We start from the raw sequence: 14,236 nt of genomic DNA, 5'->3' as shown, positions 1-14,236 counted from the left end.
AGCCCGACATGAAACGTTTTCTTGCCCTGTTGGCCCTAGCCGGGGCCTGTTTGACTCTCTCCCCCGCCGCCTTGGCAGACGATGCCCCGGTGGCGTCTGCCACCGCCAGTACGGTGACGGCGCCCACGGTGGCGGCCCCTGCCCCTGTTGCCACCCCCGCTGCCGCTCCAGCAATGGTGGCTGCCGCTGACCCGGCTCCCGTGGATAAGGTGGATAAGGGGGACACCACCTGGATGATCGTGGCCACCGTGCTGGTGATTCTTATGACGGTGCCCGGTCTGGCCCTGTTCTACGGCGGCATGGTGCGCACCAAGAACATGCTCTCCGTCATGGTCCAGGTGTTCGTGATTTTCGCCATGCTCGGGGTGTTGTGGTGCGTGTACGGCTACAGCCTGGCCTTTACCGAGGGCAACGCCTTCTTTGGGGGCTTTTCCAAGCTGTTCCTCAAGGGGGTGACGCCGGATACCCTGGCCGCCACCTTCTCCAAGGGCGTGGCGGTGCCGGAGCTGATTTACGTGGCCTTCCAGATGACCTTTGCGGCCATCACCCCGGCCCTGATCATCGGCTCCCTGGCGGAACGGGTGAAGTTCTCTGCCCTGCTGGCCTTCATGGTGCTGTGGTTTACCTTCTCCTATATCCCCATGGCCCACATGGTCTGGTATTGGGCTGGTCCGGATGCCTACACCACGGCGGCCGCGGCGGATAAGGCCACGGCTACGGCAGGCTTCCTCTTCCAGAAGGGGGCCCTGGACTTTGCCGGGGGCACGGTGGTGCACATCAACGCCGCCATGGCGGGTCTGGTGGGGGCTTTCATGATCGGCAAGCGCATTGGCTTCCGCAAGGAAATCATGGCGCCCCACAGCCTGACCATGACCATGATCGGCGGCTCCCTGCTCTGGGCCGGCTGGTTCGGCTTTAACGTGGGCTCCAATCTGGAAGCCAACGGGGCCGCCACCCTGGCCTTCCTCAACACCTTCCTGGCCACCTGCGCCGCTACCGTGTCCTGGACCTTCGCCGAATGGTGGCTGAAGGGCAAACCCTCCCTCCTGGGGGCGGTGTCCGGCGCCATTGCGGGCCTGGTGGCCATTACCCCGGCCTGCGGCTTTGTCGGGGTCATGGGGGGCCTGGTCATCGGCCTGCTGGCCGGGGTGGTCTGCCTGTGGGGCGTGAATGGCCTGAAGAACTTCCTGGGCATGGATGATTCCCTGGATGTGTTCGGGGTCCACGGCGTGGGCGGCATCATGGGCGCCCTGCTCACCGGCGTCTTCGCCAGCCCTTCCCTGGGCGGCACCGGGGTCTTCGACTACGTGGCCAATAAGGTGGGGGACTTCGACATGAGCGCCCAGATGATCAGCCAGCTGTGGGGCGTGGGCACGGCCGTGGTCTGGTCCGGGGTGGTGTCCCTCATTGCCTACAAACTGGTGGATATGGTCTTCGGCCTGCGGGTTAGCGAAGAGCAGGAGCGGGAAGGTCTGGACACCAGCTCCCACGGGGAATCCGCGTACCACTACTAATTCACGGCGTTACCAGTGTTGGCGGGCACCCCGGTGCCCGCCTTTTTTTCGCCTGGGTGGAGCGTCCGCCGGATCGGGCCCGGCCAGTGTGTGCCCCTATCCCCGATGGCCTCTGCCCTGACCCAACGGTGGTTTTCCCTCCTCTACCGTTGTCCGGCCCCTGCCGGGGGCGGTAAGGTGAGGTTTTCCCCCGAGCCCGTCCATGTCCCTTCCCCTGTTATGGCAGGAGCCCCTGCCTGTTTTCCCCGCGCCGGACCTGGTGGCCCTGTGGCGCCGTTGCCCCGGAAGTCCGGCGGCGCCCGTACTGCTCCACCTGGGGCCCCGGACCCTGAATCTGGTCTGGGGCGCGGCGCTGGAAGAGGGGTTGGCTCTGCCCTTGGGTTATGCCGAGCTGGCGTCCCTTTTCCCCCATCGGCCCCCCCGTCCGGAGGAATGGGAGGCGGCCATTATGGCGGTGGAGGATCAGCTGGCCCCGGCCCGGCCCCGGGTGCCCTCCGCCGGGCGCCTGTGGTGTGCCGATCCCCTGATCACCGCCCTCACCGCCCTGGTGGCGGGGGACGCCGCCCCTGCCCTGGCCCGGGAAGCCCTGGAACAGTGTTTTCAGCGTCTTTGCCAGGCCCGTCCGGGAGGCAGTGCCGGGTTGCCCGAGGGGCCGGAATTCGCCGCCCTGGTATTGGTGCTGCGGGAGCTTTTGCACCACTACGGTTATGCCGGGGTGGAGTTGGTGGAAGGGGATGGGGGGGCGGAGGCGTAGGGGGCAAACGCCCGCGAAAAGGTGCTTAAAAGGGGCGAAAGCCGGGCCCGGAACCGGTTCGGGGGGAAATATTGCAAAAATCGGCTATCTGCATCATAGTGCCACCCTTGCCGCCCGGCCCCCGGCATGGTCTATCGGTTTTCGCCTCCTGTTCCACCTGCTTTTACCCGTTTTCCCCATTCCCCCCGCCCGGGCGCGATGGTGTGCCTCTTCCCTTTGCGGGGTGTCAGGCACTGACAGGGTGATTGGGATGGAAAGGTGGTTCCGGGACGGTGTTCCCCCGTTTATTTTCTACGGTCCGCCGCCGTTTGCGGGGACCGTCTTTTGTAAAGGTTTTGCATGGCTAAGGAAGAACTCATCGAAATGCAGGGCGTGGTAGAGGAAGTGCTACCCGATTCCCGTTACCGGGTGACCCTGGATAACGGCCACGAGCTGGTGGCTTATTCCGCCGGGAAAATGCGCAAGAACCACATCCGCATTCTGGCGGGGGACAAGGTTTCCGTGGAAATCTCTCCCTACGATCTGAGCAAGGCCCGCATTACCTTCCGTCACCTGGAAGGTCGCACTCCCCCCTCTTCCTTCGGCCCCGCCCAGCGGCGCCGTTAAGCGTTTCCCCGGCCGGGGCGCGGAGCGCCCCCCCCCCCGGGTGGGTTTCCCCCGTACCAGCCCAGGGAAGGCCGACGCCCGTCGGAACTTCCCTATATTCGTTTTGTCTAATGGACCGTCGCGGGCCAAGGTGCCCGCCCCAAAAAGACAAGGAATTAGCCATGGGAATAAGGGGGAAGGGGCTCCGCCGCTTCGCCATGGGGGCGCTAGGCGCCCTGATGACGGGGGGGCTGGCCGGTACGGCCTGGGCCGTGGATGGGGAGGCGGTGATGGTGCATGGGGGCAACAATCCGGCCGCCCTGCCCTGTATCACCTGCCACGGCGCCGATGCCAAAGGGATTGCCGCTTCCGGCTTTCCCCGGTTGGCGGGATTGCCCGCTGCCTACATCGTCAAACAACTCCACGATTTCCGCGCCGACCGGCGCTTGAATCCGGTCATGCAGCCCATCGCCAAGGCCCTGACCGAGCCGGAGATCGCCGGCGTGGCGGAATTCCTCGCCGCCCGGCCCCGGGTCAATGTGGCGGCCGCCGCCCCCACCGCCCAGCCGGTGCCCGGCTCCGGGGAATGGATCGCTCTGCGGGGCGCCTGGTCCCGTAATATTCCCGAATGCACCCTGTGCCACGGTCCCTCGGGCCTGGGGGTGGGCAACACCTTTCCGCCCCTGGCGGGCCAGTCCGCCGCCTATCTGGAATCCCAGCTGTGGGCCTGGAAGGGCCGTAGCGAGCCGGGCCCCCGGCAGCGCAATGGCAAACCGGGCAAGCCGGTGCTGATTCCGGCCACCCGTCATAACGATCCCAATGGCCTCATGGCCCACATTGCGGCCAGTCTCACCGGGGCGGAAATCAAATCCCTGGCCGAATACTTCGGCAGCATGGGGGATTCGGACGAGCCCTTCGACGATTCCCAGCACCGGCTGCGCTAGGCGCCCCCTTCAGGAGATTTTATGTCCACTCTGTTGTCTGCCCGTTTGGCCCTGGGCGCCCTGCTGGGCCTTTCCCTGGGGGCCCAGGCCGCCCCTAGCCACCTGGATGACCAGACCCAGTTGCCCAAGGCTCCCACCAAGGGGGGGTCCCCCTATTTTCAGCCCCCCCAGATCGGGGAGCTGCCCAATAACGCCTTCGGCGAAATGGTGCGCCGGGGCGAGGCCCTGTTCGTCAATACCAAGGCCCTGGCGCCCCAGTATGTGGGCAATGAAATGAATTGCGTCAATTGCCACCTGGACCGGGGCCGCAAGGCCAATTCCGCGCCCCTGTGGGCGGCCTACGGCATGTATCCGGCCTACCGGAAAAAGAACAACAAGGTGAATACCTTTGTGGAGCGCATGCAGGGCTGCTTCCAGTTCAGCATGAACGGCAAGCCCCCGGCGGCGGACAGCGAGGTGCTCACCGCCCTCACCGCCTACGCCTACTGGACCGCCACTGGCGCTCCCGTGGGCAAAGCCCTGCCGGGCCGGGGCTTCGACGAGCCGCCGCCCCCCAAGGGAGGCTACAGCCTGGTGCGGGGCGAAGCGGTGTACAAGGGCCAGTGCGCCCTCTGCCACGGGGACAACGGCCAGGGCCAGAAGGTGGGGGCCAGCTACGTCTTTCCGCCCCTGTGGGGCAAGGATTCCTACAACTGGGGGGCGGGGATGCATCGCATCAACACCGCCGCCGGTTTCATCCAGCACAACATGCCCCTGGGCAAGGGGGAAACCCTGAGCGACCAGGAGGCCTGGGACGTGGCCGCCTTCGTCAATATGCATGAGCGGCCCCAGGACCCCCGCCTCATCAACGGGGACATTGAGGCCACCCGGAAGCGCTTCCACGAAGGGGACGGGGTCAATCTCTACGGCACCCGGGTGAATGGAGTGCTCATCGGCCAGGGGGTGAAGCCCTGAGGGGGCCTTCCCCTCGCCGCCTTGTTCTTCCTCCGGGCTCCGGGCATCATGACGCCCATGGATGACGAGGGAATGATCATGCACGGATGGAAACATGGGGGCGCTAAGTTCAGCAATGGTGCCCAGGGGCGCCGGGGCGGCTGGTGCCGCCTGCTGATGCTGGCGGGGCTGGCCCTGGGGGCTGGCATGGCCGGGGCAGACAGCGTCCGCCCTGACGCTGCCATGGCAGAAGGGGGCAGCGCCCGGCCCCATTCCCCCCCGGCCCTGACCCTGAAAGGCCTGCAACACCAGGCTGGGGCTGGTCAGGCCCAGGCCCAGCGGGATCTGGCCGTGGCCTATGAAACCGGCTATCTGGTGCAGAGCAGCCCGTCCCGGGCCGAATACTGGTATCGCCGGGCCGCCAAAAGCGGGGATGGCATTGCCCGGGAATGGGTGGCCCACCATGACCAGCTGGCCTCCCTGGGCGGCGGCAAGGAATGCCTGGGGGACTACTGTTATGGGGGCGGCCAGGGAGAAGGGGCCCATGCCGCCAGCTTCGTGGCCGCCGCTAATAACCACTACTTTGCCCCCGTGACCATTAACGGGGTGACGGAGCAGGGGATGATCGACACCGGCGCCTCCACCATTGCCATGAGCCCGGAATCCGCCAAGCACTTCGGCATTGACGCCAGCCACGGCAAGCAACAGCAGTTTCAGACTGCCAACGGCAAAACCATAGATTCCGTAATCACCGTGCCCAAAATCCAGGTGGGGGGCCTGGTGCTGCGCAACGTGATGGTGTCCGTGGGCAGCAGCGGCCCCATTCTGATCGGCATGAGCTTCCTCCACCGCCTCAATCTGCGCATGGGGGGCGGGGTGCTGACCCTGTCCCGCTAGGGAAGCTGGCCGCCGCCACTGGTTGGTGGGCCAGGGGCGGCAGGCGCCGGAATTTTTCCCCGGGTATCCGGGCTTGCTTCCTGGCTCCGCCCCTCCTTTTCGCTCTGCCCCGCTCTTCCCCTTCCCTGCCCTACCGGCTTCCTTCAAGGCCCCTTCCCGGGCCGTTTCCTGGAACCCCTTTCCCGGTTCTATAATCCTCTCCCCACTGGCCGGAAAGGCTTATGCTGATTGGGTCTTAGACCCAGAAGCCGACTTCGGGGGAGAGGGCTTTTTACCTTTCCCCGTCTTGACCCCCGGCCCGCCAGCGGGGACATTGGGAGCCTGGGCGCCGTTAAGTGGCCCCCTCCCGCCGACCTTGCCCACCCTAGGGATGTTATGAGCCTTATTTTGCCGGTGACCCCCTCCCAGAACCGTACCCCTTTCCTCGGTCTGGCCCCCTTCCTGCGCCGCAGCATCGCCGGGGAGGATCTGCGTCCCGCCTGCCAGGACTTGCTGGCCCGGGCCCAGGCCGATGAAAACGATCCGGAACTGTGGATGAATCTGGCCACCGTCCTGTTTTGCCTGCAACAGCGGGACCTGGGCCTGGCCGCCCAGTCCCAGGCCCTGGCCATGAGCCGGGTCTATGTGCGGGAAGCCAGCCAACCCGCCCGCCTGCGCCTCCTGGTGCTGGTGGCCCCCGGGGATCTGGCGGCCAATACCCCCCTGGACTGTCTCCTGGAAGACAGCGACGTCACCCTAATTTTCTACTACCTGACCCCGGGCAATCCCCTGGCGGTGCCCGTGCCGGACCACGACGCTGTGCTTGTGGGAGTCACGGAGGCGGATGAATACCGCTCCCTGCTCATCGCCCTGGAACTGCTCCTGGCCCGCTGGCCCCGGCCCGTCCTCAACGGCCCGGCGGCCATTCTGCGTACCGGCCGGGAGGCCGCCAGCAACCTCTTCCAGGATATTCCCGGCTTGATGGCGCCCCGGGTCAGCCGGGTGCCCCGGCGCCTGCTTACTGCCGTAGCCCAGGGCCAACTGCCCCCGGGGGCCCTATCCACCGTGGTGGGCGCCGGCAACGAACCCTTCCCCTGTATCCTCCGTCCCGTGGGCTCCCACGCCGGTCACGGCCTGGACTATCTCCCGGGCCCGGAGGCCCTGGCTGGCTATCTGGCGGCCAATCCGGAAGTCACCAGCTTTTTTCACGCTCCCTTTGTGGATTATCGGGGCCCGGACGGCCTTTACCGCAAATACCGGGTGGTGCTGGTGGAGGGGGAGCCCTACCCGGGCCATCTGGGGGTCTCCGACCACTGGATGATCCACTACGTGAATGCGGGCATGTACGAGGACGGCGCCAAGCGGGAAGAGGAACGGGCCTTCATGGAAGGCTTCGACGCTTTTGCCGCCCGCCACGGGGCGGCGCTTAAGGAAATCGCCCGGCGGGTGGGCCTGGATTACCTGTGCCTGGATTGTGGCGAAACGGCGGAGGGTCGCCTGCTGGCCTTTGAAGTGGGCAACGCCATGGTGGTCCATGCCATGGACCCGGTGGACACCTTCCCCTATAAACAGGCCCCCATGGCCCGGGTGAAAAACGCTTTTCGGGCCCTGCTGGCCCGGCGTGCCGGGACGGACCCGGTGACGGAGGCAGCCCCATGAACGCTCCCCAGCGGGATAACCGGCTCAATTTCTCCGGTGGCCCGGGGGTGCTCCCCGAGCCGGTACTGGATCAGCTCCAGGAATCCATCCGGGCGGTGCCCGAGGTGGGGCTCTCGGTCCTGGGTATCAGCCACCGCTCCGACTGGTTCGCCCAGGTGGTACGGGAGCTGGAAGACAACGTGCGCCAGCTCCTGGGCCTGGGGGAAAACTACCGGGTGTTGTTCCTGCAAGGGGGCGCCACCCAGCAGTTTTCCATGGTGCCCATGACCTGGCTGCGGGGCAGCCCGGTGGCCGCGGATTACCTCCACACCGGCTACTGGAGCGGTAAATCCCTGCCGGAAGCCCGGCGGGAGGGTCCGGTGAATCTGCTCTGGAGCGGCGCGGATGAAGGTTTTCGGCGCCTGCCCGAGGACGGGGAGCTGGCCTATAACCCGGCGGCCCCCTATTTCCACTATGTCTCCAATGAAACCGTGGAAGGCCTCCAGTTTCGTCGGGTGCTGGGGCTAGAGGCCGTGCCCCGGGTCTGTGACATGTCCTCCGACTTTCTTTCCCGGCCCTGTGAGGCGGAGCGCTTCGCCCTCATCTACGCCCACGCCCAGAAAAACATCGGCCCGGCGGGGGTGACCGTGGTGGTGCTGCGGGAAGATTTTCTCGGTGACCGGGCCGGGACTCTGCCCCCCTTCCTGGATTACCGGGCCCAGATCGACGCCCATTCCATCTACAACACCCCGCCGGTGTTCGCCATTTACGCCGTACTCCTGGTAACCCGCTGGCTCAAGGACACGGTGGGCGGCCTGGCCGCCATGGATGCCCTGAACCGGGACAAGGCGGGCCTGTTCTACGGGGTGCTGGATGATAGCGACGGCTTCTATCGGGGCCACGTGCGCCCGGAAGACCGGTCTCTGATGAACGTGGCCTTTACCCTGGGCAGCCCGGAGCAGGATCGGGCCTTCCTGGCTGCCGCCGAAGCCGCCGGTTTTTCTGGCCTGGGGGGGCACCGCTCCCTGGGTGGCCTGCGGGCCTCCCTCTACAACGGCCTGACCCGGGAAGCGGTAGCCCGTCTGGTCCAGTTCATGACCGATTACCGGCAACGGGCCCGGGCTTAGCCCCCAAGCCTAGTGGTTGGGCCACAAAAAAGCCCCCGCCCACCTTCCGGTGGCGGGGGCTTTTTGTGGGTAAGGTACCTGGCCCGGTTTGGGCGGGGATTGTCCGGAGGCCGGGCGGGGCGCTCAGCCCCAAGGCGGAAGGGCGTCCTACTTGGCTTCCGGGGTCGCCGTACTGCTTTCCGCCGCCGCTTCCGGGGGCGAGATCACGGGCAAGGGGGTTTGGGGGGTGAATTTCAGTTCCCGCAGCAGATAGCCCTGGGAGACCGCGATGCCCAAAGCCTTGTCGATGTCCGCCTGGGGCAGCTGGGGGGTGCGGGAGAGGAGCCACAGGTATTTGCGGGAGGGTTGGCCCACCAGGGCCCAGCGGTATTCCGGGTCCAGGCCGATGACCCAGTAATCCCCCTTGAAGGGCCAGAAAAAGCTCACTTCCAGCCGGGCGTTGCCCGACTTGGGCAGCACCGTGGCCCGGCCCTTGGCCTCATCCACCCCGTCCTTGGTGCGGCAGCGGTTATGGACGGCGATGCTGCCGTCCCCGTTCAGGCTGTATTCCGCTGTGGTGTCCCCGACGCAGTTGCGTTGGAAGAACATGGGCAGGGCGGCGATTTCGTACCATTTGCCCAGATAGCGGGACAAATCCACCTGGGGCACGCTGGTAACCCGGACCGGATAGGCCTGGGCCTGGGGCGCCAGGACTAGGGCGGCGGCACAGACCAGGGGAAGCAGCAGGGAGCGGGGCATGGGCATCCTCCATGAAAAGCCTTAAGGGACGGCGCCCGCCGGGAAGGGGCGCCGGGCTTATTTTAGCCCGGGGCGGGCGGGGGGAAGGGCGCCGGATGGGGACTTTCGGTTAGGCCCGAAAGCGCGGCAGCGGTGCCTAGCGGAAGACCACCGTCTTGTTGCCATGCACGATCACCCGGTCTTCCAGGTGATAGCGCAGGCTGCGGGCCAGCACGGTTTTTTCGATGTCCTTGCCGTAGCGCACCAGATCGTCCGGGGTATCCGAGTGATCCACCCGGATCACGTCCTGGTCGATGATGGGGCCCTGATCCAGATCCGGGGTGACGTAGTGGCAGGTGGCACCGATCAGCTTCACCCCCCGGGCGTAGGCCTGGTGGTAGGGCTTGGCCCCCACAAAGCTGGGCAGGAAGCTGTGGTGAATGTTGAGAATCTGGCCGGGGAAGGCGGAGCACAGGTCTGGGGGCAGGATTTGCATGTAGCGGGCCAGCACCATGGTGTCCCCGCTCACTTCTTCGTAAATCCGGTGGATTTCAGCGAAGGCCTGTTCCTTGTTGTCCCGGGTGACGGGCACGTGGTGGAAGGGAATGCCGTGCCATTCCACAAAGCCGCGAAAATCCTCGTGGTTGGAGATGACGCAGGGAATTTCCACGTCCAGCTCCTTGGATTGCCAGCGGGAGAGCAGATCGTAGAGGCAATGCTCCTGCTTGGACACCAGAATCACCAGACGCTTTTTCACCGCGCTGTCGGTGATTTTCCAGCGCATTTCCAGTGCTTCCCCGATGGGGCGGAAGCGTTCCCGGAATTCGCTGAGCATGAAGGGCAGGGAATCCGCCTTCACCTCAATGCGCATGAAATAGCGGCCTTCCTCGTTGTCCGCGTGGTGGGCGGTTTCCAGGATCCAGCCCCCGTGTTCGGCAAGAAAGCTGGCCACTTTGGCCACGATCCCGACCCGGTCGGGGCAGGAGGCGGAAAGGGTGTAATGGTGTTGGCGTTGCATGGCAAAAACCTTGGGGATGGGGCCCGGGCCCCGCCCCCTTTCCCGGAGGGGAGCGGGGCGGGGCGCCGGTGGGGCCTCAGAGACGGGCGCTGGCCTTGAGGATTTCTTCCTTGAGACCGGCGTAGTCCTGGACCACGGGGAACTGGGGGAATTCCCGGATGACGTTTTCCGGCGGGCGGAAGAGGATGCCCGCATGGGCTTCCCCCAGCATATTGGTGTCGTTGTAGGAGTCGCCGGAGGCGATCACCTGGAAGTTGAGTTCCTTGAAGCGCTTCACCGCCTCCTGCTTCTGGTTGGCCATGCGCAGGTGGTAATTGACCAGGAAGCCCTGGGCATCCGCTTCCAGCTTGTGGCAGAAGAGGGTGGGGTAGTTGAGCTGGGCCATCAGGGGCATGGCGAACTCGTAGAAAGTGTCGGAAAGAATCACCACCTGATACTGCTGCCGCAGCCAGGCGATAAATTCCTTGGCCCCGGGCAGGGGGCCCATGTCGGCGATGACCTTCTGGATGTCGGGTAGGCCCAGACCGTGCTGCTTCAGGATACCCAGCCGGTAGGTCATGAGCTTGTCGTAGTCCGGTTCTTCCCGGGTGGTGCGTTGCAGTTCCGGAATGCCGGTCCGCTTGGAAAACTCGATCCAGATTTCGGGAACCAATACCCCTTCAAGGTCGAGACAGACGATCTGCACGGCAAGCTCCTTCCAGTTCGGGCCCGGGGTGACGGGCGGAAAAAACCTGGATTCTACCATTTCCCCCTGCCGCCCCGGGCCGTCCGGGCCGGGTGGGGCTTAAGGGGCGGGCAGCTCGTCCAGTTGGGTCTGGATGTCCAGCCAGCGTTCTTCCCCCGCCGTTACCAGACTGCTCAATTCCCCCTGGCGGCGCAGCAGGGGTTCCAGCTGGGCCTTCTGTTCCGGGGTGTAGAGGCTGGGGTCCGCCAGGCGCTGTTCCAGGAGCTTTAATTCCCCCTGCCAGGAGGCCAGTTTCTTTTCCAGCTGTTCCCCTTCCTTCACCAGGGGGCGGCGCTTGGCCAGCAGGGCCTGGCGGGCCGCCGCATCTTCCTGGCGCTGCTGGCGCCGTTCCGCCTTGTCCGCCTGCCGGTCCGGGTCCTGGTGGGCGGCGCTGCGCTGCTGGGCCAGCCAGTCGGTGTAGTCGTCCAGATCCCCGTCAAAGGGGGTCATGGCTCCCTCCGCCACCAGATAAAGCTGGTCGGCGGTGGTGCGCAGCAGGTGCCGGTCGTGGGAGACTAGCACCACCCCCCCGTCGTATTCCTGGAGGGCCAGATTGAGGGCCTCCCGCATTTCCAGGTCCAGGTGGTTGGTGGGTTCGTCCAGGAGCAGCAGATTGGGCCGGGTCCAGATGAGCAGGGCAAGGGCCAGGCGGGATTTTTCTCCCCCGGAAAAGACGCCGCAGGGCCGAGTGGCCTGGTCGCCCCGGAAATCGAAGCCCCCCAGGTAGTCCCGCAGTTCCTGCTCCCGCACCTCCGGGGCCAGACGGGCCATGTGTTGCAAGGCGGATTCGTCCGGACGCAGCTGTTCCAGCTGGTGCTGGGCGAAGTAGCCGATATTGAGGCCCTTGCCTTCCCGCCGTTCCCCGGCCTGGGGCGCCAGGGCCCCGGCCAGGAGCTTGATCAGGGTGGATTTCCCCGCCCCGTTGCGACCCAGCAGGGCGACCCGCTCCCCGGGCCGCAGGGTGAGGGAGAGATTGTCCAGCAGGGTTTTATCGTTGTAGCCGATGCGGGCCTGTCGCAGCACCAGCAGGGGGTCCGGGCTGGACACCGGATCCCGGAAGCGGAAGGTGAAGGGGGTATCGGCGTGGGCCGCCGCCACTTCCTCCATGCGGCCCAGGGCCTTGATCCGGCTTTGGGCCTGGCGGGCCTTGGTGGCCTTGGCGCGGAAGCGCTCGATGTAGCTTTGCAGGTGGGCCCGTTCCCGCTGCTGCTTGTCGTGGAGGGCCTGTTGCAGGGCCAGTTGTTCCGCCCGCTGACGCTCAAAGGCGGAGTAGTCGCCGGTGTAAAGCTTCATGTGGCCCTGCTCGATGTGCAGGATGTGGCCCACCACCGCGTCGAGAAAGTCCCGGTCATGGGAAATCATGAGCAGGGTGCCCCGGTAGCTCTTCAGCCAGCTTTCCAGCCAGAGCACGGCATCCAGGTCCAAGTGGTTGGTGGGCTCGTCCAGGAGCAGCAGATCGGAGCGGCACATCAGGGCCTGGGCCAGGTTCAGGCGCACCCGCCAGCCCCCGGAAAATTCCGCCACCGGCTTGGTGAAATCCGGGTCCCGGAAGCCCAAGCCGTGGAGCAGCTCCGCCGCCCGGGCCCGGGCGCCGTAACCGCCGATTTCCCCGTAGCGGGCATGGAGGGCGGCGATACGCACCCCGTCCTGGCGGGCTTCCGCTTCCTTCAGTTCGGTTTCGATGCGGCGTAATTCCCGGTCCCCGTCCAGGACGAATTCCAGGGCCTGATCCGGTAGGGCCGGAGTTTCCTGGGCCACGTGGGCAATGACCCAGGCGGCGGGCAGTTCCAGGTCCCCCTGTTCCGGGTGCAGGACGCCGGTGACCAGGGCGAAAAAGGAGGATTTACCGCAGCCGTTGGCGCCGGTGAGGCCCACCTTGTGACCGGCGTGGAGCTGGAGACTGGCGCCTTCCACCAGGGGGCGGCCGGCCCGGCCAAAACTGAGATTGCGTAGGGTGATCATGAAACGGATGCCGAAGGGGGAGGCGCGTATTGTAACGATGTCCCTCCTCTTCGGCCCGGTGTCAGGGGGTTATCAGTATTTTTGAATATCCTTAGGGGGCGGATTCAGTGATAATTGAAAAAATCTGATACCTCTTTTTGCCGATGATCAAGCTCATTCCCATTGATGCCCTGCAGACCGGTATGTACATCCACGATCTGAACCTGAACTGGATGGACCATAACTTCCTGCGCAATGCCTTTGCCGTGAAGGATGGGGACATCCTGCAACGGGTGCGGGCGACGGGGGTCCATGAGCTGTACATCGACACGGAAAAGGGCCTGGATGTGGCGGATGGGGGCACGGCCCCCACGGAAGAGGAAACCAGCCAGGCCATGGAGCGGCGCCTGGAGGCCATTGCCCACGACGAGCAGAAGCCCGTTCTGGCCGCCCCCCTGGAGGATGAATCCCGGCGGGCCAAGAAGCTCCACGGGGAAGCCAACCGGATCGTCAAAGACATCATGGGGGACATCCGCCTGGGCCAGCAGATCCAGATGGAAAAGGTGGAACCCCTGGTGGAAAAAATGGTGGATTCCATTTTTCGCCACCAAGACGCCCTGATTCCCCTGGCCCGGCTGAAAACCCATGACGAATACACCTTCCAGCATTCCGTCTCGGTGTGCGCCCTGATGGTGGCCTTTGCCCGGGGCTTGAAGCTGTCCCGGGAGGTGATCAAGGAAATCGCCATTGGCGCCCTGCTCCACGACGTGGGCAAGGCCAAGGTGCCGGACGACATCCTCAACAAGCCGGGCAAGCTGACCGACGGGGAATTCGACAAAATGAAGTCCCACGTGGTGCAGAGCAAGATCATCCTGCACAACACCCCGGGTATCAGCGAAATCGCCCTGGACGTGGCCGCCCAGCACCACGAGCGCTTTGACGGCACGGGCTACCCGAATAAGCTGAAGGGCCAGGAAATCAGCTTCTACGGCCAGATGGGGGCCATCGTGGATGTGTACGACGCCATTACCTCCAACCGGGTCTACCACAAGGGTATGGCCCCCACGGATGCCCTGAAAAAGCTCCTGGAGTGGAGCAAATTCCACTTCAATCCGGAGCTGGTCCAGTCCTTCATCCGCACCATCGGCATCTATCCCTCAGGCTCCCTGGTACGCCTGGAAAGCGGCCGCATGGGGGTGGTGCTGGAACAGCACGCGGATAAACTGCTCCAGCCCCGGGTCAAGCTCTTCTACAGCGCCGCCCACCGCCACTACCTGACCCCGGAAGAGGTGGATTTGTCCAAATCCCAGGACCGGATCGTGGCCCACGAAGACCCGGAAACCTGGTCCATCGACATCGCCGCCTGGCTTCCCGCCGCTGCATAAATCCCCCGGGTGCCGGGGCTGCCCCTTACCCCGGCCCCGCCCAGCCGTTAAAATTCCCGCTCTTGCGGCCCTGCCGCCCA

Annotated in this window: 13 protein-coding genes; 9 read left to right on the top strand and 4 right to left on the bottom strand. The window is 65.3% G+C overall.

The features are described from left to right. Nucleotides 1–8 precede the first annotated feature (8 nt). The 8 genes from Azoinq_RS06635 to Azoinq_RS06600 all read left to right on the top strand — a co-directional run bounded on the left by Azoinq_RS06635 (nucleotide 9) and on the right by Azoinq_RS06600 (nucleotide 8,371). Nucleotides 9–1,514, top strand: coding sequence for an ammonium transporter (locus Azoinq_RS06635; RefSeq protein WP_216130734.1), 1,506 nt, complete (start codon nucleotides 9–11; stop codon nucleotides 1,512–1,514). Between the two features lie 202 nt (nucleotides 1,515–1,716). Further along, nucleotides 1,717–2,268, top strand: a complete 552-nt coding sequence (locus Azoinq_RS06630; RefSeq protein ID WP_216130736.1) for a hypothetical protein — start codon at nucleotides 1,717–1,719, stop codon at nucleotides 2,266–2,268. A gap of 339 nt (nucleotides 2,269–2,607) precedes the next feature. Then, nucleotides 2,608–2,874 (top strand): translation initiation factor IF-1, encoded by a 267-nt coding sequence (gene infA, locus Azoinq_RS06625; protein ID WP_216130738.1) that lies wholly within the window; start codon nucleotides 2,608–2,610, stop codon nucleotides 2,872–2,874. A 161-nt stretch (nucleotides 2,875–3,035) separates the two neighbouring features. Continuing rightward, entirely contained in the window at nucleotides 3,036–3,797 is a 762-nt protein-coding gene (locus Azoinq_RS06620; protein ID WP_232368584.1) for a c-type cytochrome, read from the top strand. Between the two features lie 21 nt (nucleotides 3,798–3,818). Next, nucleotides 3,819–4,751, top strand: a complete 933-nt coding sequence (locus Azoinq_RS06615) for a c-type cytochrome (protein ID WP_216130740.1) — start codon at nucleotides 3,819–3,821, stop codon at nucleotides 4,749–4,751. A 78-nt stretch (nucleotides 4,752–4,829) separates the two neighbouring features. Next, nucleotides 4,830–5,627 (top strand): retropepsin-like aspartic protease family protein, encoded by a 798-nt coding sequence (locus Azoinq_RS06610; protein WP_216130742.1) that lies wholly within the window; start codon nucleotides 4,830–4,832, stop codon nucleotides 5,625–5,627. Between the two features lie 375 nt (nucleotides 5,628–6,002). Further along, nucleotides 6,003–7,265 (top strand): ATP-grasp domain-containing protein, encoded by a 1,263-nt coding sequence (locus Azoinq_RS06605; protein ID WP_216130744.1) that lies wholly within the window; start codon nucleotides 6,003–6,005, stop codon nucleotides 7,263–7,265. Further along, complete coding sequence (locus tag Azoinq_RS06600) at nucleotides 7,262–8,371, top strand: phosphoserine transaminase (RefSeq protein WP_216130746.1); 1,110 nt, start codon at nucleotides 7,262–7,264, stop codon at nucleotides 8,369–8,371. Before Azoinq_RS06605 ends, Azoinq_RS06600 begins: the two co-directional genes overlap by 4 nt. A 147-nt stretch (nucleotides 8,372–8,518) precedes the next feature. Here Azoinq_RS06600 and Azoinq_RS06595 read toward each other — a convergent pair whose 3' ends face one another. The 4 genes from Azoinq_RS06595 to Azoinq_RS06580 all read right to left on the bottom strand — a co-directional run bounded on the left by Azoinq_RS06595 (nucleotide 8,519) and on the right by Azoinq_RS06580 (nucleotide 12,792). Continuing rightward, a complete protein-coding gene (locus Azoinq_RS06595) occupies nucleotides 8,519–9,109 on the bottom strand; it encodes a lipocalin family protein (protein ID WP_232368583.1) in 591 nt (196 codons plus the stop codon). A 136-nt stretch (nucleotides 9,110–9,245) separates the two neighbouring features. Continuing rightward, nucleotides 9,246–10,106 carry a formyltetrahydrofolate deformylase gene (purU, locus tag Azoinq_RS06590; protein ID WP_216130750.1) on the bottom strand — a complete coding sequence of 287 codons (861 nt, stop codon included), beginning with the start codon at nucleotides 10,104–10,106 and terminating at the stop codon, nucleotides 9,246–9,248. Between the two features lie 76 nt (nucleotides 10,107–10,182). Next, the gene (gene thrH, locus Azoinq_RS06585) at nucleotides 10,183–10,791 is read right to left on the bottom strand and encodes a bifunctional phosphoserine phosphatase/homoserine phosphotransferase ThrH (RefSeq protein ID WP_216130752.1); all 609 of its coding nucleotides are present in this window, start codon (nucleotides 10,789–10,791) and stop codon (nucleotides 10,183–10,185) included. A 99-nt stretch (nucleotides 10,792–10,890) separates the two neighbouring features. Next, on the bottom strand, nucleotides 10,891–12,792 hold the full coding sequence (locus tag Azoinq_RS06580) for an ATP-binding cassette domain-containing protein (RefSeq protein ID WP_216130754.1): 1,902 nt from the start codon (nucleotides 12,790–12,792) through the stop codon (nucleotides 10,891–10,893). A 143-nt stretch (nucleotides 12,793–12,935) separates the two neighbouring features. Between Azoinq_RS06580 and Azoinq_RS06575 the strand changes: the two genes are divergently transcribed. Beyond that, nucleotides 12,936–14,156 (top strand): HD-GYP domain-containing protein, encoded by a 1,221-nt coding sequence (locus Azoinq_RS06575; protein ID WP_216132150.1) that lies wholly within the window; start codon nucleotides 12,936–12,938, stop codon nucleotides 14,154–14,156. The last annotated feature ends 80 nt before the right edge of the window (nucleotides 14,157–14,236 follow it).

Origin of the sequence: Azospira inquinata, from assembly GCF_018905915.1 — a bacterium.
Lineage (GTDB): Bacteria > Pseudomonadota > Gammaproteobacteria > Burkholderiales > Rhodocyclaceae > Azospira > Azospira inquinata.
This window is presented reverse-complemented; position numbering and strand designations above follow the sequence as displayed.

Excerpts from the sequence above, each read along its gene's own strand:
- Azoinq_RS06580 (WP_216130754.1), bottom strand. The coding sequence starts at position 12,792 with ATGATCACCCTACGCAATCTCAGTTTTGGCCGGGCCGGCCGCCCCCTG.
- Azoinq_RS06605 (WP_216130744.1), top strand. The coding sequence starts at position 6,003 with ATGAGCCTTATTTTGCCGGTGACCCCCTCCCAGAACCGTACCCCTTTC.
- Azoinq_RS06610 (WP_216130742.1), top strand. The coding sequence starts at position 4,830 with ATGCACGGATGGAAACATGGGGGCGCTAAGTTCAGCAATGGTGCCCAG.
- purU (WP_216130750.1), bottom strand. The coding sequence starts at position 10,106 with ATGCAACGCCAACACCATTACACCCTTTCCGCCTCCTGCCCCGACCGG.
- Azoinq_RS06635 (WP_216130734.1), top strand. The coding sequence starts at position 9 with ATGAAACGTTTTCTTGCCCTGTTGGCCCTAGCCGGGGCCTGTTTGACT.
- Azoinq_RS06615 (WP_216130740.1), top strand. The coding sequence starts at position 3,819 with ATGTCCACTCTGTTGTCTGCCCGTTTGGCCCTGGGCGCCCTGCTGGGC.
- Azoinq_RS06575 (WP_216132150.1), top strand. The coding sequence starts at position 12,936 with ATGATCAAGCTCATTCCCATTGATGCCCTGCAGACCGGTATGTACATC.
- infA (WP_216130738.1), top strand. The coding sequence starts at position 2,608 with ATGGCTAAGGAAGAACTCATCGAAATGCAGGGCGTGGTAGAGGAAGTG.
- Azoinq_RS06630 (WP_216130736.1), top strand. The coding sequence starts at position 1,717 with ATGTCCCTTCCCCTGTTATGGCAGGAGCCCCTGCCTGTTTTCCCCGCG.
- Azoinq_RS06595 (WP_232368583.1), bottom strand. The coding sequence starts at position 9,109 with ATGCCCCGCTCCCTGCTGCTTCCCCTGGTCTGTGCCGCCGCCCTAGTC.
- Azoinq_RS06600 (WP_216130746.1), top strand. The coding sequence starts at position 7,262 with ATGAACGCTCCCCAGCGGGATAACCGGCTCAATTTCTCCGGTGGCCCG.
- Azoinq_RS06620 (WP_232368584.1), top strand. The coding sequence starts at position 3,036 with ATGGGAATAAGGGGGAAGGGGCTCCGCCGCTTCGCCATGGGGGCGCTA.